Source organism: Pseudomonas sp. NPDC077649, assembly GCF_044542855.1.
In the GTDB taxonomy this organism is placed as follows: domain Bacteria; phylum Pseudomonadota; class Gammaproteobacteria; order Pseudomonadales; family Pseudomonadaceae; genus Aquipseudomonas.
In genome coordinates, this window is the sequence record NZ_JBITVF010000002.1 from 293,099 (window position 1) to 316,864 (window position 23,766).

Annotated in this window: 16 protein-coding genes; 1 reads left to right on the forward strand and 15 read right to left on the reverse strand. The window is 60.9% G+C overall.

All coding sequences use genetic code 11. From position 1 onward, the window contains the following. Positions 1 to 167 precede the first annotated feature (167 nt). The 15 genes from ACIGFL_RS08445 to mtnA all read right to left on the reverse strand — a co-directional run bounded on the left by ACIGFL_RS08445 (position 168) and on the right by mtnA (position 22,258). Positions 168 to 1,457, reverse strand: coding sequence for an oligosaccharide flippase family protein (locus ACIGFL_RS08445; RefSeq protein ID WP_397496853.1), 1,290 nt, complete (start codon positions 1,455 to 1,457; stop codon positions 168 to 170). A gap of 176 nt (positions 1,458 to 1,633) precedes the next feature. After that, a complete protein-coding gene (locus ACIGFL_RS08450) occupies positions 1,634 to 2,662 on the reverse strand; it encodes an NAD-dependent epimerase/dehydratase family protein (protein WP_397496854.1) in 1,029 nt (342 codons plus the stop codon). Positions 2,663 to 2,778: 116 nt separating this feature from the next. Next, positions 2,779 to 4,056, reverse strand: coding sequence for a Vi polysaccharide biosynthesis UDP-N-acetylglucosamine C-6 dehydrogenase TviB (tviB, locus tag ACIGFL_RS08455; RefSeq protein WP_397496855.1), 1,278 nt, complete (start codon positions 4,054 to 4,056; stop codon positions 2,779 to 2,781). Between the two features lie 166 nt (positions 4,057 to 4,222). After that, positions 4,223 to 5,800: an MBL fold metallo-hydrolase RNA specificity domain-containing protein gene (locus ACIGFL_RS08460; RefSeq protein WP_397496856.1), complete on the reverse strand. Its 1,578-nt coding sequence runs from the start codon at positions 5,798 to 5,800 to the stop codon at positions 4,223 to 4,225. Positions 5,801 to 5,986: 186 nt separating this feature from the next. Next, positions 5,987 to 7,267 (reverse strand): Wzz/FepE/Etk N-terminal domain-containing protein, encoded by a 1,281-nt coding sequence (locus ACIGFL_RS08465; protein WP_397496857.1) that lies wholly within the window; start codon positions 7,265 to 7,267, stop codon positions 5,987 to 5,989. A gap of 328 nt (positions 7,268 to 7,595) precedes the next feature. Further along, entirely contained in the window at positions 7,596 to 8,864 is a 1,269-nt protein-coding gene (locus tag ACIGFL_RS08470; RefSeq protein WP_397496858.1) for a Wzz/FepE/Etk N-terminal domain-containing protein, read from the reverse strand. Positions 8,865 to 9,204: 340 nt separating this feature from the next. Further along, entirely contained in the window at positions 9,205 to 9,489 is a 285-nt protein-coding gene (ihfB, locus tag ACIGFL_RS08475; RefSeq protein ID WP_003243558.1) for an integration host factor subunit beta, read from the reverse strand. Positions 9,490 to 9,852: 363 nt separating this feature from the next. Then, positions 9,853 to 11,535: a 30S ribosomal protein S1 gene (rpsA, locus tag ACIGFL_RS08480; RefSeq protein ID WP_021445094.1), complete on the reverse strand. Its 1,683-nt coding sequence runs from the start codon at positions 11,533 to 11,535 to the stop codon at positions 9,853 to 9,855. 146 nt (positions 11,536 to 11,681) lie between these two features. Beyond that, positions 11,682 to 12,347 carry a (d)CMP kinase gene (cmk, locus tag ACIGFL_RS08485; RefSeq protein ID WP_021445093.1) on the reverse strand — a complete coding sequence of 222 codons (666 nt, stop codon included), beginning with the start codon at positions 12,345 to 12,347 and terminating at the stop codon, positions 11,682 to 11,684. Next, entirely contained in the window at positions 12,344 to 14,584 is a 2,241-nt protein-coding gene (locus tag ACIGFL_RS08490) for a bifunctional prephenate dehydrogenase/3-phosphoshikimate 1-carboxyvinyltransferase (RefSeq protein ID WP_397496859.1), read from the reverse strand. Before ACIGFL_RS08490 ends, cmk begins: the two co-directional genes overlap by 4 nt. After that, positions 14,581 to 15,690 (reverse strand): histidinol-phosphate transaminase, encoded by a 1,110-nt coding sequence (gene hisC, locus ACIGFL_RS08495; protein ID WP_397496860.1) that lies wholly within the window; start codon positions 15,688 to 15,690, stop codon positions 14,581 to 14,583. The genes ACIGFL_RS08490 and hisC overlap by 4 nt, the downstream gene beginning before the upstream one ends. A 96-nt stretch (positions 15,691 to 15,786) precedes the next feature. Further along, the gene (pheA, locus tag ACIGFL_RS08500; protein WP_021445090.1) at positions 15,787 to 16,881 is read right to left on the reverse strand and encodes a prephenate dehydratase; all 1,095 of its coding nucleotides are present in this window, start codon (positions 16,879 to 16,881) and stop codon (positions 15,787 to 15,789) included. 1 nt (position 16,882) lies between these two features. Next, complete coding sequence (gene serC / locus ACIGFL_RS08505; RefSeq protein WP_397496861.1) at positions 16,883 to 17,968, reverse strand: 3-phosphoserine/phosphohydroxythreonine transaminase; 1,086 nt, start codon at positions 17,966 to 17,968, stop codon at positions 16,883 to 16,885. A gap of 122 nt (positions 17,969 to 18,090) precedes the next feature. Next, complete coding sequence (gene gyrA, locus ACIGFL_RS08510; RefSeq protein ID WP_021445088.1) at positions 18,091 to 20,859, reverse strand: DNA gyrase subunit A; 2,769 nt, start codon at positions 20,857 to 20,859, stop codon at positions 18,091 to 18,093. A 322-nt stretch (positions 20,860 to 21,181) separates the two neighbouring features. After that, the gene (mtnA, locus tag ACIGFL_RS08515) at positions 21,182 to 22,258 is read right to left on the reverse strand and encodes an S-methyl-5-thioribose-1-phosphate isomerase (RefSeq protein WP_397496862.1); all 1,077 of its coding nucleotides are present in this window, start codon (positions 22,256 to 22,258) and stop codon (positions 21,182 to 21,184) included. 169 nt (positions 22,259 to 22,427) lie between these two features. Here mtnA and ACIGFL_RS08520 point away from each other — a divergent pair, with 169 nt between their 5' ends. After that, positions 22,428 to 23,747, forward strand: a complete 1,320-nt coding sequence (locus ACIGFL_RS08520; RefSeq protein WP_397496863.1) for a TRZ/ATZ family hydrolase — start codon at positions 22,428 to 22,430, stop codon at positions 23,745 to 23,747. Positions 23,748 to 23,766 lie beyond the last annotated feature (19 nt).

The following is a 23,766-nucleotide window of genomic DNA, read 5'->3' on the forward strand; positions in this document are numbered from 1 at the left end:
GCAGAAACGCATATCCGTCTCTGTCCGAACCTAGGACTCCATAGAGAAGCAGAGCAAACCAACCTACCCCACACAGAATAGACACTAAAACCGCAAGTAGAGAAATTAAACCAAACATTTAGTTTCAGCCCAAAATGGCAGCGATCTGATCTCTATCCCCCTCAGTTTCATCCGCGCACAATTCTTCGAGCGCTTAAAGCAACGAAAGGGGAAATAATAAATAGGTAGGCTAGGGCGCTGATCAACGGAACAACCCACACGGTTTGCCCCGAGATGAACCAGTACTTTGCAAGCACTGTTACCAACAAGAACAAACTCCATGCCATTACTTGAACCCTCAAATCACCAGCACTATTGAGAAGCATATTGAAAGGAGAAGTCACAGCCATAAAAAATGACAGTAGGCAGAGTGCGGCTATATTTGCTTCTTGCCCCTCGAAACTCCTGCCCATCCATAAGTTGAGAATTGGGGTACTTAGCGCGATCAGGAGTATGCTCAAAATAAGTATCGCCCCCCCGCCCAGAAAACTCATTTTCATCATGGTCTGCCTGAGCCATACATAGTCATTTTTTGCCAATGCTTCACCATTTGCGGCCCAGAGAGGCATGAATAGTACGTTGACTACCAACCCTAGGAGCCCGGCCAACCTTGCTGGAACCGAATATTCGGTTACCGCCTCGACCCCTAGACGCTGTGCGATGATAAAGTTGTCGATATTCAGCGCAATCGATGTGAAGATCGACAGTACAAAGAAGCGAGAGCCAATGGACAATAGGTCGAAAGAATATGCCCGAGAAAATTCGGTTAATTTTGGCTTTAGCTCAAGATGCTTAGAGAAAAACCAGAAAGCAGAACAGAACATCATGACGATTGGAGGTAACGCATATGCGAGAACAACCATCCAGCTGGCCATTTTTAGCCAGATCGACAACAAGCAAAGCACAACAGAAAGCAAGGCAGCCATGATCTGCCATACATTGCTCATCCATGTTTTTTGGCAAGCAAGCATCACCCGTTGAATTACGGATGCAGGGATGCCAAATATGAAAGTAAAAATGCATGCTGCTGCGATAGCTAAAAAATTAGCAGTTACCTGATATGTGAAACTTACCCATCCACTGTTGACAATCACGTAAACGACTACAAGGCTGATACCCAGCACTACCGCTACAACAGTAAGTGCTACATACGCACTTACAATGTAAGAGCGCATAGTGACATAGTCTCCTAGACCAAACGCCCTAGATAGCCGTGTCAACAACCCATTACCAATCCCGAAATCCAAAAACATTGCTGCACTCGTAAGAGAAACTGCAGTCATCCAAACTCCAAAATCAGCCTCTCCCAAATAGCGCAGCATTGCAGGCATAACAACGAAAGGCGCCGCCAGTGAAATAAACTTCCCCAGAGCACCACCGATAATACCCGTTACTATTCCACGATTCCTAGCTTGCATTATTCATATCTTTTAGTTACTCGACCCCACTCAGCACGGCGTTATAAACCTTACCCACAAACACCTAAAAAGCCAGGCAGCATCCCTGCACGAAGTGCCTAGCTTGTCGCTTCCTTAGCGCAACAACCTAACAAAAAAATATGCCCCCCCCCCCCGCAATACATACGACAACCAAATCACCCCCTAACAAACCCAATATACCAAGGCATACTGCTATCGATTCCACTTCTGATGTCATACCTTGGCGAATACCCCAACATATGTTCCGCCTTAACTATACTGGCTTGAGAGTGACGAACATCGCCTGGACGAAACCCCCTGAAGATAGGCTCCCCATCATAATTAATGCCATTTACTATTAATGCATTTTTTATATGTATAAAAAGCTCATTCAGAGTGGTTCTACCACTAACTGCAACATTATATACTTGGTTTTTCGCCTCAGACGCAAAAGTAACTGCTGCCAGTAGATTGGCTTGAACAGCATTTTCCACGAAACAAAAATCTCGACTGGTTTCACCGTCTCCATTGATATGAATACATTCCCCCTTAATCATGGCAGCGGTCCACTTGGGGATGACAGCGGCATAAGCCCCTTCTGGATCCTGCCGTTTACCGAATACATTGAAGTAACGCAAACCGATGGTGTTGAATCCGTAGGTTTTGGCAAAGACGTCTGCATAGAGTTCGTTGACGTACTTGGTCACGGCATACGGCGATAACGGTTTACCGATGACGTCTTCTACTTTGGGCAGGCCGGGGTGATCGCCGTAGGTGGAGCTAGACGCGGCGTAGGTAAAGCTTTTCACCTCTGCATCGCGTGCGGCGACTAGCATATTAAGAAAGCCGCTGATATTAGTGTCGTTGGTGGCTATCGGATCAGCGATAGAGCGCGGAACTGAGCCTAGTGCGGCTTGATGAAGGACGTAATCAACACCGTCACATGCTTTTTGGCATGTCTGTAGATTACGAATGTCGCCTTCAATAAAGCGAAAACATTCCCATTGCTCAGCAGTAACTAGGCTTTGAACTTCGTTGAGGTTACGACGGTGACCAGTGACAAAGTTGTCCACCCCAATTACACGCTGGTCGAGTTTAAGTAGCGTTTCCAACAGATTGGAGCCGATAAAACCGGCTACTCCGGTTATGAGCCAGACTTTCGGAGTAGCAGGTAGTTCTTGCAACAAAGATTCGTAGGATGTCATAAACTCAATTCTATTTTTGAGGTGGACCGGCACGCTCGCTGCTTTCGAAAGGGATGTCGATTAAAGCAATGTGCCAGGTTTTATAAATCCCTGTCGTACGAGCCCATCGACGACAGTTACAGGCGGAGGTCGGACTCCTCAGCGCTCAGCAGGTATTTAAGATCATATAACACATGATCGACCTTACCATGCTTGCGAATGTTTTTTGCGCCCAAAGCGCAAAATTCATTGTGGGCTACAGCGAGTATTATACCGTCGTAAGTATTGACTGCTGGCTCTATAATAGGAGTGATACCATATTCATTCTGTGCCTCTTCGACGCTAACCCAAGGATCGTAGACATCGACCTCAATGTTGTAATCCGCCAACTCACGAATAATATCCACTACCTTAGTGTTGCGTAGGTCTGGGCAGTTTTCCTTGAAGGTCAGGCCCATAATCAATACTCGAGCGCCATCGACATGAATCCGCCGCTTGAGCATGGCCTTGACCAGCTGTGATACCACATAAGCACCCATGCCATCATTCAAGCGGCGACCGGCAAGAATGATCTCGGGGTGATAGCCGATGGATTGCGCTTTGTGCGTGAGATAATACGGATCGACTCCGATACAATGTCCACCGACCAGCCCAGGACGAAAGGGCAGGAAGTTCCATTTGGTGCCGGCGGCCTGGAGTACAGCCTCAGTATCGATTCCCATTCTATTGAAGATGATGGCTAACTCATTAATCAATGCAATATTGAGATCCCGCTGAGTGTTCTCGATGACCTTAGCAGCTTCGGCTACTTTGATACTGCCCGCTTTGTGTGTGCCAGCAACGATGATTTGCTTATAGAGCGCATCTACCAATTCCGCAACTTCTACAGTAGAGCCAGAAGTGACCTTCTTTATGGTGGTAACACGATGTTCCTTGTCACCCGGATTGATACGCTCAGGGCTGTACCCGGCAAAAAAGTCGACATTGAACTTCAGGCCGGAAACTTCCTCTAGAACCGGTACACAGTCTTCTTCTGTTGCACCTGGGTATACTGTTGACTCATAGATGACGATGTCACCACGTTTCAAAACTTTCCCGATAGTTTCCGAAGCTTTCACCAGCGGAGTCAGATCAGGTTGCCGATGCTCATCGATAGGCGTCGGGACAGTAACGATAAACACATTGCATTCAGTCAAACTTGCAATGCTCGTTGTGAAACTCAGTTGCTTTGCACTGGTGAGGTCTTCATTACTTACCTCTAGGGTCGTGTCATGTCCCTCTTCAAGGGCGCGAATACGCGGAGCATTGATATCGAACCCCACTACCGAACGCACCTTGCCGAACTCGACAGCCAGCGGCAGCCCGACATAGCCAAGGCCAATAACTGCCAGTCTTACATCTTCAAGCTTGAGCATTGTCTTTCCTAAAAGTCTTACTGAATCAAGGCACTGGAGCGAAATCCAGAGGCCGCTTCGCTTCTGCAATCACTCTAACCAGGAGGTGCACTGCTGATGCTTCTATCGCGTTACCATGCGGCCTTCCTGTGAGGAGTGCATCCCAGTCAGGTGCGCTCCACACGACCTAGCGCGGAATAGCAATACTTACATCCCATTCCACCTCTTTATATCTGACATGCAATGCCGCACTCAGTTGCTGCTTCGCCTCTGGCTCGCCATGCACAATCCTCACTTCTGACGGCCATTCCCGCATTCGCGTAACAAAATTTACTAATCCCTTCTGGTCCGCATGGGCCGAATAGCCGCCTATGGTATGGATTTGAGCTCGAATGTCATAGCGTTGCCCGTCCAGATCTACATAGCCGCCACGCGGGCCATAGGTCTGGATGACCCGGCCCGGGGTGCCTTGGGCCTGGTAGCCGACGAAGAGGACGTTGTGCCGCGGGTCGTGCAGCATGGATTTCAGATAATTGACAATTCGACCGCTGCTGCACATTCCGTTCCCTGCAATGACGATGGCCGGACGAGCGGTTTCCGTCAGGTGGCGGACCATGGCCAGATGCGCCTGGTGGCTGTCAACGGTGAGCAGCTGCGCGAACTCCAGTGGGTTGCGGCCCTGTTTCACTCGCTGCAGCGCTTCGTTATCCCAGAAGGGTTTGAGGTCGCGGTAGACCTGGGTGAATCGGCTGGCCAGGGGCGAGTCGAGAATGATGGGTAATGCAGGCCAGTCGATGTTGGCTTTGCTGTCGCTACCGGCTTTGCCTCTCACCCCGCCTTCCCTCACACCTAGCCCCTCGGCTTTGGCATCCTGCGTCGCTCTATCTCCTGCATCCATGCAGTCGTCTCCCGGAGGGAGGCGGGGACTAAGAGCGACTCTGCTCCCTCGCCCTTTTCCATCAGCATTGAGTTTGCGGTGGATGATGTCTTCCAGCTCGTAGAGCAGTTCCTGGGTACGGCCGATGCTGAAAGCCGGGATCAGTACCGTGCCGTTGTCGGCCAGGGCGTGCTCGATGACACTTTCCAGGCGTCGCCGGCGGCTGCGGCGATCCTCGTGCAGGCGGTCGCCGTAGGTGCTTTCGATCACCAGGATGTCCGCACGGTACGGCGGCTTGGGGGCCGGCAACAGAGGCGCATGTGGCGCACCCAGGTCGCCGGAGAAAACGATGCGTTTCTTCTCGCTGGACTGGGGATAGTGCAGGTCAATCTCCACATAGGCCGAGCCTAGGATATGCCCGGCGCGCTGCAGACGAATGCGGCAGATCAGGTTCTCTGTATCGTGCAGGGTGAACCAGGTTTTGTAGGGCAAGGCGATGATGCGCTGTTCGATCAGCTTGATGTAGCGCTCGACCTGCTTCTGCTCGCGACTGAAACCGAGCTTGAAGGCATCCTCCAGCACGATGGGCAACAGTTTGGCAGAGGGTTCACTACAGAGAATCGGCCCCTTGAAGCCGGCAGCCAGCAGGTAGGGGATACGCCCGACGTGATCGATATGCACGTGGGTGGCGACCAGGGCCCTGATCGTGTCCAGGGGAAACTCAATGGCCAGGTGGCCGGCGCCGGATTTGCCTTCGGGCGAAGTCTCCGCGCCCTGGAACAGGCCGCAATCGATCAGCAGGCTGTGCTCGGCGTCCATCAGCAGTTGGTGGCAGGAGCCGGTCACACCATCCTTGGAGCCGTGATGCAGGATATCGGGGTAATTCATCTGCTCGATCCTGTTAATCCGTTAACGATGCCGGCGGCTGAGCGCCGGCTGCGATCCATTGCTTGCCTTTGTAAACTTGGTGCGCACAGCGCACCCTACAAATGGATCGCCGGAATGCGAGCCGCGGCAAGGACTGGGTGCCCCCTGCCCCTACAGGCTATGCGCCGATTCTCGTACAGCGTTCACCTAGGCGAAAGCATCGGGCTTGCGGCGCAACATATTGCGCAATAGGGCGATAAACAGGCCTAGCATGCCGCCGAGCACCAGACCCACTGCCAGAATCAGCGCCTTCTTGGGTTTGATCGGTTTCAGGGGCTCCACGGCGGACTGATCGATCGCTACCAGCTTGAGATCGGCAACCTCGAACTGCAGGTTACGCAGGCGAGCAGCCTCTTCGCGCCAAATGGCCAGATCCTTGAGGAACAGGTCTTCATTCTCTCGCTGCTTGAGCACCTCGACCTGGCGGTTGCTTTCCAACAGCTTGAGTTCTTTGCCGATCTGCGCGATGCGCGGCTCGGTAAAGTCGTCGGAGCGACGCTGCAGCAAGGCGTTGCGCTCGGCTTCCAGCGCTTCGCTGCCCATGAAATAGAGCGGTATCTGCTGGTTATTGACCTCGGTACGGATCACGCTGCCTTGCGCTACACGTTCGCCTTCGCCTAGCGCGGAAGGCGTGGTGGGTTTGGCGATCCCCAGCGCCTTGGCGATGCGGATCGCCTCATCGAGCTGGATGATGCGATTGTCGCGGCGGGCCTTGAGTTGCTGGCGCAGCGCCTTCAGTTCATCTTGCAGCTCCGCACGTTTGAGGCTATCCGCCTCGAGCAACTCGGCGATCCTGGCTTCCTTGCTGGCCTCGTAATTTGCACGAGCTGCGGCAGTCTTCAGCTCGAGTTGATTAAGGCGGTTCTGGATTACCGCCTGCAGATCCGCGGCGATCCGCCCGCGCTCCAACTGGATGGCGTGCTCGACCAGGCCATTGACCAAGGCAACGCCGTCGACACCCGCCGGATAGGTCAGCTGGATACCGACATAAGCGCTGAGGCTGTCGGTTTTCTTCGGATCGGGCTGGAGCATCTTGAAAGCCTCCCGATTGAAGCTCTCGAAGGTTTGCTCGAGGCTACGATTGGGTTGGCGCAAGGCCTCGAACAACCCCTGATTCGCTCGAAAGAACTCCAGACGGCTGTCATAGGACTCCAAAGCGGCTCCAACGCGGCGCATGGCTTGAGCCGGCTCGAGCTCATAAATGTCGGTACCGTTCAGGGCATCAAGGTCTTTAATAGCTGCAGGGCGCAGCACGCTTTGCACCTGATACTCCGGAGTGGCCAGAAAGGCATAGGTTACGGCAGCCAAACCAACCAGCAGAGTGACCAGTGCAACCAGCCACTTCTGCTCCCAGAGCGAATGAAATAATGCAGCCAGGTCGATTTCGTCGCTGGGGGCTTGCTGTACGGCGGGAGAGATTGCATTCACGACTTGAGATCCATCTTCCAAAAAATGCGTCACTCATGCATCGGTGGGCGGCAGCGATCCTTGAAAGCACGCCGTCGCACTTTTCTGCCACGCGCCGCTCACTTTGGAGCGCGGCATAGAGGGCTTACGCCCCACCTGTAAGGACGTGGCGGCATTTTGCCTGCGCCACACAACATTTCAAGTCTTGACAACCACCTTGCAGTCAATGACAGACGGACGGGAACTTTGTGATGGACAGCATATTCTCCACACCTCGCCCATTAACGCTTTATCCTCCAGGTGCAAGCGGAAGCTGCAAAGCTGCTCATAGAATTGCAAACCTCTAACGCTAGGGGACTTCGCGCATGCGGGGATGGAGCAGGTTACGCAGCAATGCCACCACGCCCCCCAGCATCAGACCGGCGACAGCGCCAAGACCAATGATCAACGTCTTCTTCGGCTTGAGCGCTGCGAGCGGCTCGAGCGCCAGCTGATCTAGGCGGACCAGTTGCAAGGTACTGCTATCGAACTTGATCCCTCTAAGCTGAGCCGCCTCTTGCCGCCATTCCGCCAAGCCTGTGAGGTACAGGTCTTCATTCTTGCGCTGTTTGAGGATCTCCACCTGCCGATTGTGGCTCAACAGAGCCAACTCCTTCTCTATCTCGGCTATTCGAGGTTCGCTGAAGTCGTCCGAACGACGCTCGCTCAGCGCCTGCCGCTCGGCCCGCAGCGCTTCGCTCCCCATGAAATAAAGCGGAATTTCGCGATTGTTCACTTCGGTGCGCACCACTTGCCCCTGACGCTGGGCGTCTGCCATGGCGGAAGGCGTAGTAGGCTTACCGATACCCAGCGACTCGGCTATTTGGATAGCTTCGTCGAGCAATTTAATACGGCTCTCGCGGCGAGCTTTCAACTCACCACGCAAGGCTTGCAGCTCATCTTGCAGTTCGGCGCGGCGCAAAGTGTCTTGTTCCAGCAGACTGGCTATTTCTGCCTCCTTGCCAGCCTCGTAACTCGCGCGCGCCGCTTCGACCTTTTTCTCTAGCGAGAGCAGGCGATTGGCAATCAGTACCTCTAAATCACTCGCGATACGCTCACGCTCCCCCCTCAGCACATCGGCGACCAGCGCGTTGACCACTTCAACTCCGGCGACCCCCTCTGGGTAAGTCAAAGAGATACCTACAAATGCACTCAGGTTGTTGGTTTTCTTGGGGTCGGGCTGCAGCATGCTGAACGCGGTGCGATTGAATTCCTCGAACGCCTGCTCCAGCGAGCGGCCGGGCTGGATCAGCCCCGCGAATAACTCTTGGCGATCGCGGAAAAATCTAAGGCGGCTTTCGTAAGAAGAGAGGCTTGAGGCAACGCGCCCCAGCGCCTCTTCCGGGGTCAATTCATAGACACCGGTACCGTTGAGCTCATCGAGACTCCCCCGCTCAACAGGACGAAGGATGCTTTGCACTTGATAGTACGGCGTCGCCAGAAAGGCATATGCCACAGCCACCAAAACGACCATGCAAGCAATGAATAAAATCAGATATTTTTGCCGAAACAGGGATTGAAGCAGTTCGACCAGGTCGATCTCATCATCACGGCGGGGCCGCGGAGATTGGTCTTGCATATCGCGAGGAAACTCCATATGAGCAATTCGTCAACGCTCCTCCATAAACCTCCACCAACCCGACTTCAGGATCGGCAGAGCGCGCATCCACATGTGCTCAGGGAGAATATGGCAGTTTTTCCTTCGAAATGTTCCCCTATTACAGTGATTTACTCCGCACAATCGGGACCGATGGGAAAATCCATAGAAATCAAGAGCATCGGGCTGCATGTCAGCGAAGGAACTCGCGCGCAAAACCTAGCGCTTCAGGAGGGTCGCCGGAACCGAGCATTCGTCTTACCTGCAGACCAAACACAACGCCAAAGCAGCCTGCCCTGAGGCATGGCTCTACAGCGCCGGCCTACTCGTCTTCGTTCACCCGGTCGCGCAGCTCTTTGCCCGGCTTGAAATGCGGCACGAACTTGCCGTCCAGGCGCACCGACTGGCCGGTTTTCGGGTTGCGACCCACGCGCGGGGCGCGGTAGTGGAGAGAGAAACTGCCGAAGCCGCGAATTTCGATGCGGTCGCCAGTGGCCAGTGCCTGGGACATTTGTTCCAGCATGGTCTTGATAGCCAGCTCGACATCCTTGGAGGACAGCTGACCTTGGTGGGTGACAATTCTTTCGATCAACTCCGACTTGGTCATGGTTTTCCCTTCTTTTTCAAGCGGCTAGATCACTCGATAGAGTGGTTTTAGCATGCTGATCAGCATTTGAACAGCCTAAAAAACAAGGTGTTAGCGCAATCTGGGGAGTGATCGCCTTATATCGCCGAGCGCATGCGCGCAAGCCCTTGCCCGGCAACGCCGCGCAGGCCATGGCGGCATCAGGCATATACCGCACCTTTGTACGCATGCCGGCGGAAAACGCTTCCACCCTACCCCACAGCCATGGCGCTTCACGCGCGAGGTTTGCGGGTAAATCCATCTCGGCAGTGGCGAGATTCAGGAAGGCGAGAAACAAAAAGGGCGACCCGAGGGTCGCCCTTTTCTTGATGGAGTTACCCGAACTTAGTTCTGGTTTTCCATCTGAGCACGGATCAGATCACCGATGGTGGTCGGGCCGGTGCTTTCAACGTCTTGCTTGTTACGCAGTTCCTTCATCGCGTCCTTCTCGTCCTCGACGTCTTTCGACTTGATGGACAGGCTGATAACGCGGGACTTGCGGTCGACGCTGATGATCTTGGCTTCGACTTCGTCGCCTTCTTTCAGGACGTTGCGCGCGTCTTCAACGCGGTCACGGCTGATTTCGGAGGCTTTCAGGGTAGCTTCGATCTCGTTGCCCAGGTCGATGATGGCGCCCTTGGCATCCACTTCCTTCACGACGCCGCGGACGATGGTGCCCTTGTCGTTGATCGAGACGTAGTTGCTGAACGGATCGTCTTCCAGCTGCTTGATGCCCAGGGAGATGCGCTCGCGCTCCGGGTCAACCGACAGGATGACGGTTTCCAGCTCGTCGCCCTTCTTGAAGCGACGCACGGCTTCTTCGCCGGCTTCGTTCCAGGAGATGTCGGACAGGTGAACCAGGCCGTCGATGCCGCCGTCCAGACCAATGAAGATACCGAAATCGGTGATCGACTTGATGGTGCCGGAGATCTTGTCACCCTTGTTGAACTGACCGGAGAAGTCTTCCCACGGGTTGGTCTTGCACTGCTTGATACCCAGGGAGATACGACGACGCTCTTCGTCGATGTCCAGAACCATGACTTCCACTTCGTCGCCGACGTTGACGACTTTCGACGGGTGGATGTTCTTGTTGGTCCAGTCCATTTCGGACACGTGTACCAGGCCTTCCACGCCTTCTTCCAGCTCGGCGAAGCAGCCGTAGTCGGTGAGGTTGGTGACGCGCGCCATGACGCGGGTGTTTTCCGGGTAACGGGCCTTGATGGCAACCCACGGATCTTCGCCCAGCTGCTTCAGACCCAGGGAGACGCGGTTGCGCTCGCGGTCGTACTTCAGGACCTTGACGTCGATCTCGTCGCCAACGTTGACGATCTCGGACGGGTGCTTGATGCGCTTCCAGGCCATGTCGGTGATGTGCAGCAGGCCGTCTACGCCGCCCAGGTCCACGAAGGCGCCGTAGTCGGTGAGGTTCTTGACGATACCTTTGACCTGCTGACCTTCCTGCAGGGATTCCAGCAGGGCTTCGCGCTCGGCGCTGTTCTCGGCTTCCAGCACGCTGCGACGGGAAACGACAACGTTGTTGCGCTTCTGGTCCAGCTTGATGACCTTGAACTCGAGCTCTTTGCCTTCCAGGTGAGTGGTATCACGCACCGGACGGACATCGACCAGGGAACCCGGCAGGAACGCGCGGATGCCGTTGACGTCAACGGTGAAGCCGCCTTTGACCTTACCGTTGATAACGCCCTTGACCACTTCTTCAGCGTTGAACGCAGCTTCCAGAACCAGCCAGGACTCAGCGCGCTTGGCTTTCTCGCGGGACAGCTTGGTTTCACCGAAGCCATCTTCAACCGCGTCCAGCGCAACGTGGACTTCGTCACCGACCTTGATGGTCAGCTCGCCTTGTTCGTTGAAGAACTGGTCGAGCGGGATGACGCCCTCGGACTTCAGACCGGCATGGACGGTAACCCAGTCACCGTCGATGTCGACGACGATGCCGGTGATGATGGCGCCCGGCTGCATGTCGAGGGATTTCAGGCTTTCTTCAAAAAGTTCTGCAAAGCTTTCGCTCATGTTGATTCCTGTTGTCAAGGGCGGGGATTCGCCCAAACCACACTCCAGACAATGTGGGTTCGTTCATGTAAAAAGAGGCCTGCGGGACTAGGACTGGTCTCCCGCATGCCTCCTTGCGAGCCGGTCAGCTTAGGCAGCTGTGGCTCTTACCCGGCGAGATCGCGATCGGCGACCTCGCGCAGAATGCGCTCTAACACTTGCTCGATGGACAGCTCGGTGGAATCCAGCAGGATTGCGTCAGCAGCCGGCTTGAGCGGCGCCACCGCGCGCTGGGTATCGCGCTCGTCGCGCGCCCGAATCTCGTCGAGAAGACTCGCGAGATTAACATCATCGCCCTTGGCCTTCAACTGCAAGTAGCGGCGACGCGCACGCTCCTCGGCGCTGGCGGTGAGGAAGACCTTCAGCGGCGCATCGGGAAACACCACGGTGCCCATGTCGCGGCCATCGGCCACCAGCCCCGGCGCCTCCTGGAAGGCGCGCTGGCGCTGCAGCAGCGCCTCGCGCACCGCCGGCAGCGAAGCGACCATGGACGCGCCGGCGCCGATCTGTTCGTTGCGAATGGCGTCGGTCACTTCCTCGCCTTCGAGGACGATGCGTTTGCCGGTGAACTGCACGTCGAGGTGGGCGGCCAGTTGCTTGAGCGCCTCCTCGTTGGTCAGGTCGATGCCGTGGTTGCCGGCGGCGAAGGCCAGCAGGCGGTACAGCGCACCGGAGTCGAGCAGGTTCCAGCCCAGCTGCTTGGCCAGCAGGGCACAAAGCGTGCCCTTGCCGGAACCGCTCGGCCCGTCGACTGTGATCACCGGGGCGTTCATGCCTTGCCCTCTTCGGCCACCTGGATGCCGACTTCGGCCGCCAGGGCGAGGAAGTTGGGGAAGGAGGTGGCGACGTTGGCACAGTCGTGAATGCGGATCGGCGCGCTGGCGCGCAGCGAGGCGACGCTGAAGGACATGGCGATACGGTGGTCGCCGTGCGCCCAGACTTCGCCGCCGCCGATGGCGCCACCTTCGATGACGATGCCGTCCGGAGTCGGCTCGGCCTTCACGCCCAGGGCGACCAGACCGTCAGCCATGACCTGGATACGGTCGGACTCCTTCACTCGCAGCTCTTCGGCGCCGCGCAGTACGGTGCGGCCCTGGGCGCAGGCGGCGGCGATGAACAGCACCGGGAATTCGTCGATGGCCAGCGGCACCAGGTCTTCGGGAATATCGATGCCCTTGAGCTTGGCCGAGCGCACGCGGATATCGGCCACCGGCTCGCCACCCACCTCGCGCTGGTTTTCCAGGCTGATATCGCCGCCCATCAGCTTGAGGATGTCGATCACCCCAGTGCGGGTCGGGTTGATGCCGACGTGCTCCAGCACCAGTTCGGAACCTTCGGCAATGCTCGCCGCCACCAGGAAGAAGGCCGCCGAGGAAATATCGGCCGGCACTTCGATACGGGTAGCACTGAGCTTGTGCCCGGACTCGACAGTGGCGGTGCTGCCCTCCACGCTCACCGGGTAGCCGAAGCCGCGCAGCATGCGCTCGGTGTGGTCGCGGGTCGGCGCCGGCTCGGTCACCGAGGTCTTGCCGGCGGCGTACAGGCCGGCCAGCAGCAGGCAGGACTTGACCTGGGCGCTGGCCATCGGCATCTCGTAGTCCATGCCGGTCAGGCGCTGGCCGCCCTTGATGGTCAGCGGCGGACGCCCTTCCGGGCCGGTCTCGATCACCGCGCCCATTTCACGCAGCGGCTTGGCCACGCGGTTCATCGGACGCTTGGACAGCGAGGCGTCGCCGGTCAGGGTGGTGTCGAACGGCTGCGCGGCGAGCAGGCCGGAGAGCAGGCGCATGGAGGTGCCGGAGTTACCCATGTACAGCGGGCCGGCCGGCGCCTTCAGGCCATTGAGGCCGACACCATGAATAGTGACGCGACCGTGGTGCGGGCCTTCGATCACCACGCCCATGTCGCGGAAGGCCTGCAGGGTGGCCAGGGCGTCTTCGCCTTCGAGGAAGCCCTCGACCTCAGTGGTGCCTTCGGCCAGCGAGCCGAGCATGATCGAGCGGTGCGAGATGGACTTGTCGCCGGGCACGCGAATGCGTCCGGACAGGCTGCTACCGGGTTTTGCCAGGAAAATCAGATCGGTCGAGTGCATAGCGTCCACATAGGCCCTGCGGGCCAGAATTTTGCTGAAATGTTCGCGGGCCACGCGGGCGCGGGTGAACACGCCCAGCAGTTGATGCCCATCCCCGGCGTCGACCGCGTCGCGCAGGGCGTCGAGGTCGTCGCGAAAGGTGTCCAGGGTGCGCAGCACGGCCTCGCGGTTGGCGAGGAAGATATCGTGCCACATCACCGGATCGCTGCCGGCGATCCGCGTGAAGTCGCGAAAGCCGCCGGCGGCGTAACGGAAAATCTCCAGGTTCTCGCTGCGCTTGGCCAGCGAGTCGACCAGGGTGAAGGCCAACAGGTGCGGCAGGTGGCTGGTGGCGGCGAGCACCTGATCGTGGTGCTCCACCTCCATCGACTCGACATCCGCACCCAGCTCGCGCCACAGGCCTTCCACCAGCGCCAGGGCCGCCTCGTCGCTGTGCTCGCAAGGCGTCAGGATGACCTTGTGGCGGCGAAACAACGTCGCCTTGGCCGCCTCCACCCCGCTCTGCTCGGAGCCGGCGATGGGATGGCCCGGCACCAGCCGCACGCTCTTGCCGGCGAAGGCCAGGCGCGCGGCGCGCAGCACATTGCCCTTGGCACTGCCGACGTCGGTCAGCACCGCATCGCCGAGATCGAGCTTGGCCAGCTCGGCCAGCAGCTTCTCCATGGCCAGGATAGGCACCGCCAGCTGGATCACCTCGGCACCCTGACAGGCGGCGGCCAGATCGGTCTCGCAGCGATCGACCACGCCCAGCTGCACCGCCAGGCGCCGCGACTCGGCATCCAGATCGACGCCCACCACCTCGCGGCACAGGCCGCGCTCGCGCAGGCCCTTGGCGAAGGAGCCGCCAATCAGGCCGAGGCCGACCACCACCAGGCGGCCGATCTTAGGGGCGCTCGATTGCACTGCGGTGACAGTCACGCCGACAACACCTTGGCCAGGGCCTCGAGGAAGCGCGCGTTCTCCTGCGGCAGGCCGATGGATACGCGCAGGAAGTGGGGCATGCGGTAGCCGGCCATCGGCCGCACTATCACGCCCTCGCGCAGCAGCGCCTGGTTGATCGCCGCGGTGTCGCGGCCAAAGTCGACGGCAATAAAGTTGCCTTTGCTGGGAATCCAGCTCAGACCCAGCGCGCGCAAGCCATCCTGCAGCTGCTGCATGCCGGCATCGTTGAGGCGACGGCTCTCGGCCAGGTACTCGGCATCGGCGAGCGCCGCGCAGGCAGCGGCCAGCGCGAGGCTGTTGACGTTGAACGGCTGGCGCACGCGGTTGAGCACATCGGCGATGGCCGGCGAGCTGATCGCATAGCCCACGCGCAACGCGGCCAGGCCATAGGCCTTGGAGAAGGTGCGCGAAACCAGCAAGTTCGGATAGCGGGCCAGGTAATCGAGGCCATCCGGCAGCTCATCACCTTCAGCGTATTCGATATAGGCCTCGTCCAGCACCACCAGCACCGACTCCGGCACCTTGGCCAGGAAAGCGTCTAGCGCCGCCGGGCCGAACCAGGTGCCGGTCGGGTTGTTGGGGTTGGCGATGAACACCACGCGGGTATTGGCGTCGATGGCCGCGAGCATGGCGTCCAGGTCGTGGCCGTAGTCCCTGGCCGGCACCGCCTTGCCCTGCGCGCCGACCGCCTGGGTGGCGATGGGGTAGACGGCGAAGGCGTAGTCGCTGAACACGGCGTTAAGCCCCGGCGCCAGGTAGGCGCGGGCGACCAGCTCGAGAATGTCGTTGGAGCCGTTGCCCAGGGTGACCTGCGCCGCGCCCGCGCCGTAGCGGGCGGCCAGCGCGGTCTTGAGGGTGAAGCCATTGCCATCCGGATAACGGGTCAGCTCGTCCAGTTCGGCACGGATCGCCGCCAGCACCTTGGCGCTGGGGCCGAGTGGGTTCTCGTTGCTGGCCAGCTTGACGATGCCGGCCGGATCCAGACCCAGCTCGCGGGCCAGCTCGTCGACCGGCTTGCCCGGCACATAGGGGGACAGCTTCTGCACGCCTGGCTGGGCCAGGGCTAGGAAATCGCAACTCATCACAAACCTCATTGTCTCGACCGAGCGCCATAGGCCTCGTAGGAGCGACTTCAGTCGCCAATATCGCGACTAAAGCCGCTCCTACGAGGACGCGGGTTACAGCACCGCCTTCGGATAGGAACCCAGCACCTTGAGCGCCACGGCCTCCTGGCCGATCTTCTCCAGCACGTCCTTGATCAGCGGGTCGCGGTGGTGGCCGACGAAGTCGATGAAGAACACGTAGGTCCACTTGCCGCTGCGCGACGGCCGGGTTTCGATGCGGGTCAGGTCGATGCCGTTGTTGTGGAACGGCACCAGGAGCTCGTGTAGCGCGCCCGGCTTGTTGCGCATGGAGACGATGATCGAGGTCTTGTCGTCGCCGGTCGGCGGCACTTCCTGGCTGCCGATGATGAGAAAGCGCGTGGAGTTGTCCGGGCGGTCCTCGATCTTCTCGGCCAGCTTGGTCAGGCCATACAGATTGGCCGCCATGTCGCCGGCGATGGCCGCGCTGTTCCACTCGCTCTTGACCCGCTTGGCGGCGTCGGCGTTGCTGGAGACCGCCACGCGCTCGACGTTCGGGTAGTGCGCATCGAGCCACTTGCGGCACTGTGCCAGCGACTGGGCATGGGAGTAGATGCGGGTGATCTTGTCGGTCTTGGTGGTCTCGCCGACCAACAGGTGATGGTGGATGCGCAGCTCGACTTCGCCGCAGATCACCATGTCGTGCTCGAGGAAGCTGTCCAGGGTGTGGTTGATCGCACCCTCGGTGGAGTTCTCCACCGGCACCACGCCGAAGTTCACCGCGCCGGCGGCCACTTCGCGGAACACCTCGTCGATGGCCGCCATCGGCACGCTGATCACCGCGTGACCGAAATGCTTCATCGCCGCGGCCTGACTGAAGGTGCCTTCAGGACCGAGATAGGCGACTTTCAGCGGGTTCTCCAGGGCCAGGCAGGAGGACATGATCTCGCGGAACAGCCGCGCCATTTCCTCGTTACCCAGCGGGCCCTGGTTGCGCTCCATGATGCGCTTGAGCACCTGGGCCTCGCGCTCAGGGCGGTAGAACACCGGCGACTCGCCTTCCTTGAGTTCCTTCATCTTCACCCGCGCCACTTCTTCGGCGCAGCGCGCGCGGTCGCTGATCAGCTCGAGGATGCGTTCGTCGAGGTTGTCGATGCGCAGGCGCAGGGCCTGCAGTTCCTGCTCGGACATCTCAGCCATGCTCCTTCTCGAACTCGGCCATATAGGCCACCAGCGCCTCGACCGCATCCATCCCGACCGCGTTGTAGATGGAGGCACGCATGCCGCCCACCGAGCGATGGCCCTTGAGATTGAGCAGGCCGCGCGCGTCGGCGCCGGCGAGGAAGACCTTGTCCAGCTTCTCGTCGGCCAGGCGGAACGGCACGTTCATCCAGGAACGGGCGTTGTGGGCGATGGGGTTGCTGTAGAAATCGCTGCCGTCGATGGCCTTGTACAGCAGGTCCTTCTTGGCGCGGTTGATACGCTCCATGGCCTCGACACCGCCCTGCTCCTTGAGCCACTGGAACACCAGGCCGGACAGGTACCAGGAATAGGTGGCCGGGGTGTTGTACATCGAGCCGTTGTCGGCCGAGACCTTGTAGTCGAGCATGGTCGGGCAGCTGGAGCGGGCGCGGCCGAGCAGGTCCTCGCGCACTATCACCACCACCAGGCCGCTGGGGCCGATGTTCTTTTGCGCGCCGGCGTAGATCAGACCGAACTGCGAGACGTCGAGCGGGCGCGAGAGGATGTCCGAGGACATGTCCGCCACCAGCGGGGTATCGCCGGTCTGCGGCACCCAGTCGAACTGCAGGCCGCCGATGGTCTCGTTGCTGCAGTAGTGCAGGTAGGCCGCGCCCTTGGACAGCTGCCAGTCGTTCTGCCCCGGGATGGCGAAGTAGTCGTGCGCCTTGGCGCTGGCGGCGACGTTGATGCGCCCGTAGCGACGCGCTTCCTCGATGGCCTTCTTCGACCAGATACCGGTCTCGATGTAATCGGCCACGCCGTCTTCCGGTAGCAGGTTGAGCGGAATCTCGGCAAACTGCTGGCTGGCGCCGCCCTGAAGGAACAGCACCTTGTAGTCGTTGGGCACGGCGAGCAGGTCGCGCAGGTCCTGTTCGGCCTGGCTGGCGATGGCCACGTACTCGTCGCTGCGGTGGCTCATTTCCATCACCGACAGACCCTTGCCCTGCCAGTCGAGCATCTCGGCCTGGGCGCGTTCCAGTACGGCGGTCGGCAGCGCGGCCGGGCCGGCGCAGAAGTTAAAAGCTCGCTTGCTCACGTCTGTCTCTCTCAGATTCACAGAACGCCACCACCAGGCGATGGCATGTCCACACTGTCACCGCGCCTGTGGGGGCGCTTCAACGGCGACAGTCGCGGCTGAAGCCCCCACGGAGCCCGATTTCACTCCTCGCTGCCGTCCTCGGCGTCGGCGACCGGCGCCTCGGCGGATTCGGCGACTTCGGCGCCCTCCTCGCCTTCGACCAGCTCCTCGTCCTCGACCACGGTCGGTTCCTGCACCCGCTCCAGGCCGACCAGGGTCTCGTCCTTGGCCAGCTTGATCAGGGTCACGCCCTGGGTGTTGCGGCCGGAGCTGGAGACCTCGTCGACGCGGGTACGCACCAGGGTACCCTGGTCGGAGATCAGCATGATTTCCTCGCCGTCCTGCACCTGGATGGCGCCGACCAGCTTGCCGTTACGTTCGTTGCTGACCATGGCGATCACGCCCTGGCCGCCGCGACCGCGACGGGGGAAGTCGCCCAGGTGGGTACGCTTGCCATAGCCGCGCTCGGAGGCGGTGAGGATCTGCGCGCCGGCTTCGGGGATCAGCATGGAGATCAGGCGCTGGCCTTCCGGCAGGCGCATGCCGCGCACGCCACGGGAAATACGGCCCATGATGCGCACGTGTTTTTCCTGGAAGCGGATGACCTTGCCACCGTCGGAGAACAGCATGACTTCCTTGGCGCCATCGGTGATGGCCGCGGCGATCAGGGTGTCGCCCTCTTCCAGCTTCAGCGCGATCAGACCGGCGCTGCGCGGACGACTGAACTGCACCAGCGGGGTCTTCTTCACGGTACCGAAGGCGGTGGCCATAAAGATGTAGGCGCCGGTCGGCTCGTCGTTGGCCAGTTCGGTCTCGCCGTCTTCGGCCGGCTCGGCGGCAGGCGCTTCGGCCTCGACCACTTCGCCTTCGATCAGCACGCCTTCGTCGTCCAGGTCTTCGTCGGCGCCGGCGCTCTGCTGCAGGGCTTCCAGGTCGATCTGCAGCATCGCGGTGATGCGCTCGCCCTCGTCCAGCGGCAACAGGTTGACCAGCGGACGACCGCGCGCGGTACGCGAGGCCTCGGGAATCTCGAAGGTGCGCAGCCAGTAGACCTTGCCCTTGCTGGAGAACAGCAGCAGGGTGGCGTGGCTGTTGGCGACCAGCAGGTGTTCGACGTAGTCCTCGTCCTTCACCCCGGTGGCCGACTTGCCCTTGCCGCCGCGGCGCTGCGCCTCGTAGGCGGCCAGCGGCTGGCTCTTGGCGTAGCCGCCATGGGAGATGGTGACCACGCGCTCTTCTTCGGTGATCAGGTCGGCGATGGTCAGATCCATGCGCGAGGCGACGATTTCGGTACGGCGGGCGTCGCCGAACTCGGCCTTGACCTTCTCCAGCTCCTCGCGAATCACTTCCATCAGCCGCTCGGGGCTGGTCAGGATGTGGATCAGCTCGCCGATCAGCTGGAGGATTTCCTGGTACTCGGCCAGCAGCTTCTCGTGCTCCAGGCCGGTCAGGCGGTGCAGGCGCAGCTCGAGGATGGCCTGGGCCTGCTCCGGCGACAGGTAGTACTTGCCGTCGCGCAGGCCGTATTGCGCATCCAGGCCTTCCGGGCGGCAGGAGTCGGCGCCGGCGCGCTCGACCATGGCCTCCACGGCGGACGATTCCCAGGCGGTGGCGATCAGGCGCTCCTTGGCTTCGGCCGGGGTCGGCGAGGCCTTGATCAGCTCGATCACCGGGTCGATGTTGGACAGGGCGACCGCCTGACCTTCGAGGATATGGCCGCGCTCGCGCGCCTTGCGCAGCTCGTAGACGGTACGCCGGGTCACCACTTCGCGGCGGTGACGGACGAACACTTCGAGCATGTCCTTGAGGTTCAGCGTCTTCGGCTGGCCGTCGACCAGCGCCACCACGTTGATACCGAACACGCTCTGCATCTGGGTCTGGGCGTACAGGTTGTTCAGCACCACGTCCGGCACTTCACCACGACGCAGCTCGATCACCACGCGCATGCCGTCCTTGTCGGACTCGTCGCGCAGCTCGGTGATGCCTTCGATCTTCTTCTCTTTGACCAGCTCGGCGATCTTCTCGATCAGACGCGCCTTGTTCAGCTGGTACGGCAGCTCGGTGACCACCAGCTGCTGGCGGCCGCCGACCTTGTCGATGTCCTCGACCTCGACGCGGGCGCGGATATAGATGCGCCCGCGACCGGTGCGATAGGCCTCGATGATACCGGCACGGCCATTGATGATGCCGGCGGTGGGAAAGTCGGGACCCGGGATGTACTGCATCAGGTCGTCGACGGTCAGGTCGGCGTTGTCGATCAGCGCCAGGCAGCCGTCGATCACTTCACCGAGGTTGTGCGGCGGGATGTTGGTGGCCATGCCCACGGCGATACCGGACGAGCCGTTGACCAGCAGGTTCGGCACCTTGGTCGGCATCACCGCAGGAATCTGTTCGGTGCCGTCGTAGTTGGGCACCCAGTCGACGGTTTCCTTGTCCAAGTCGGCCAGCAGCTCATGCGCCAGCTTGGCCATGCGCACCTCGGTGTAACGCATGGCCGCGGCGTTGTCGCCGTCCACCGAACCGAAGTTGCCCTGGCCGTCCACCAGCATGTAGCGCAGGGAGAAGTCCTGGGCCATGCGCACGATGGTGTCGTACACGGCGGTGTCGCCGTGCGGGTGGTACTTACCGATCACGTCACCGACCACACGGGCGGACTTCTTGTACGGCTTGTTCCAGTCGTTGCCCAGCTCGCTCATCGCGAACAGCACGCGACGGTGCACCGGCTTCAAGCCGTCGCGCGCGTCCGGCAGTGCACGCCCGACGATCACGCTCATCGCGTAGTCGAGGTAGGACTGTTTCAGCTCGTCTTCGATATTGACCGGGAGGATTTCTTTGGCCAGTTCGCCCATGAGAAGCCTGGTTCCTTTTTCTGGTGAAACTCCGCGTCATTCTTCCTGAACGCCATGGAGTACGTCGCCATGGCCTCAGGCCATCAGCGACTCACGACAAATCAACGAGTTATGCCACGATTCGATGCAGTGAAGGCGGCCGCGAGCAGCCCCCTTGAAAACTGCCGGAGATTACCACAAAGCGTGCCGCACACCTACCCCGGAACCGGCCCTGGGCGGGACGAGAGGACGGCGGGCCAGCCCACCGCGAATGGCGAGGGTCGAGCACCGATGGACGCCGCGAACGACACCGCCTCACCTTGTGCGAAGCAGCACAGCCCGTTCAGTGCAGACGCTTGCGACACATCAACTGGGCCATCTTGGCGCTGTCCGGGCGCTCGACCACACCTTTCTCGGTCACGATGTAATCGATCAGATCGGCAGGCGTCACGTCGAACACCGGATTGACCACCGCCACCTCCGCCGCCACCCGCTGCCCGGCGACTTCCAGCAGCTCGGCGCCGTCACGCTCCTCCAGGACGATGTCCTCGCCGCTTTCCAGCGCCATGTCGATGGTCGAGCTGGGCGCCACCACCATGAAGCGCACGCCGTGGTGCATGGCGTTGACCGCCAGCTGATAGGTGCCGATCTTGTTGGCCACGTCGCCGTTGGCGGTGATGCGGTCGGCGCCGACTATCACCCAGCTGATGCCCTTGGTCTTCATCAGGTGCGCCGCCGCGGCGTCGGCGTTCAGGCTCACCGGCACGCCGTCGCCGGCCAGCTCCCAGGCGGTCAGGCGCGCGCCCTGCAGCCAGGGCCGGGTCTCGTCGACATGCACGTGCTCGACCAGGCCCTCCAGATGAGCCGCACGGATCACTCCCAGTGCGGTGCCGAAGCCGCCGGTGGCCAGGGCGCCGGCGTTGCAGTGGGTCAGCAGCACCTGCGGATTGCCCTGATACTTGCGGATCAGCTCCATGCCCAGCTGGGCCATGGTCAGGTTGGCTTCGCGGTCGCTGGTGTGGATGGCGACGGCCTCGGCTTCGAGCTGGGCCAGCACCTCTTCGCCGTCCTTGAGCCGCTGCAGGCGCTCGCGCATGCGCTGCAGCGCCCAGGACAGGTTGACCGCGGTCGGCCGCGACTCGCCGAGCCGGGCGAAGTCGGCCTCCAGCGCCGCGCGCCAGTCGCCGCCGGCCTGCAGCCGCGCACGCGCCGCCAGCACCAGACCATAGGCGGCGGCGATGCCGATGGCCGGCGCACCGCGCACCACCATGTCGGTGATCGCCTCGGCCACCGCTGCCGCCGAATCGAAGCGCAGCCAGGTCTGGCGCTGCGGCAACCGACGCTGATCGAGCAGGTACAGGGCGCCGTCGCGCCAGTCGATTGCCTGAACCTTCTCCGCCGCCAGCAATTGCTCGCGCATCGCACACCTCGCCCTTCGCCGCCAAAAAATCGCGGATTATACGCAGACAAGCAGCTGCCGACCGAAGAATCCAGCCGCGCCGCGCCGGCCTTCGACTTCAAGCGCCGGATGTTCCTCTATACACTGGCGACCTTCACACGCAACCTTCACGCCAAGCGGACCGCCGACCATGCCCGACGCCCCTCTCGACCTGCTGCTCCTGCCCACCTGGCTGGTGCCCGTGGAGCCGGCCGGCGTGGTGCTGCGCGAGCATGCCCTGGGCATCCGCGACGGCCGCATCGCCCTGCTCGCGCCGCGCGCCGAGGCCCTGCGCCTGCCCGCCCGCGAGGTGCGCGAACTGCCGGACTGCCTGCTCGCCCCCGGCCTGGTCAACGCCCACGGCCACGCCGCCATGAGCCTGCTGCGCGGCATCGCCGACGACCTGCCGCTGATGACCTGGCTGCACGAGCACATCTGGCCGGCCGAGGCCAAGTGGGTCGACGAGGCCTTCGTCCGCGACGGCACCGACCTGGCCATCGCCGAGCAGCTCAAGGGCGGCATCAGCTGTTTCTCCGACATGTACTTCTACCCGCAGGTCGCCGCCGAGCGGGTGCACAACGCCGGCATGCGCGCGCAGATCACCATTCCCGTGCTGGACTTCGCCATCCCCGGCGCGCGCGACGCCGCCGAGGCGCTGCGCAAGGGCCTGCAGCTGTTCGACGACCTCAAGCAGCACCCACGCATCCGCATCGCTTTCGGCCCGCACGCGCCCTACACGGTGAGCGACGACAAGCTCGAGCAAATCCGCGTGCTGGCCGACGAGCTGGACGCCGGCATCCATATGCACGTGCACGAGACCGCCCAGGAAGTGACCGAGGCCCTGGCCCAGCGCGGCGAGCGGCCGCTGGCCCGCCTGGCCCGGCTCGGCCTGCTCGGCCCGCGCTTCCAGGCCGTGCACATGACCCAGATCGACGACGCCGACCTGGCGCTGCTGGTGGAGCACAACTGCAGCGTGATCCACTGCCCGGAATCCAACCTCAAGCTGGCCAGCGGCTTCTGCCCGGTCGAGCGCCTGTGGCAGGCCGGGGTCAACGTCGCCATCGGCACCGACGGCGCGGCGAGCAACAACGACCTCGACCTGCTCGGCGAGACCCGCACCGCCGCGCTGCTGGCCAAGGCCGTGGCCGGCTCGGCCACCGCCCTGAACGCCCACAGCGCACTGCGCATGGCTACCCTGGGCGGCGCCCGCGCGCTCGGCCTGGACGCCCAGATCGGCTCGCTGGAAGTCGGCAAGCTCGCCGACCTGGTCGCCTTCGACCTCTCGGGGCTGGCCCAGCAGCCGATCTACGATCCGGTGTCGCAGCTGATCTACGCCAGCGGCCGCGACTGCGTGAAGCACCTGTGGGTCGGCGGCAAGCAGCTGCTCGACGAGCGCCGCCTGACGCGCATGGACGAAGACGAGCTGATCGCCCGGGCCAGGGCCTGGGGCGAGCGGATCGCCAAGCGGTAATCCGGCTGAAACCCGGGAA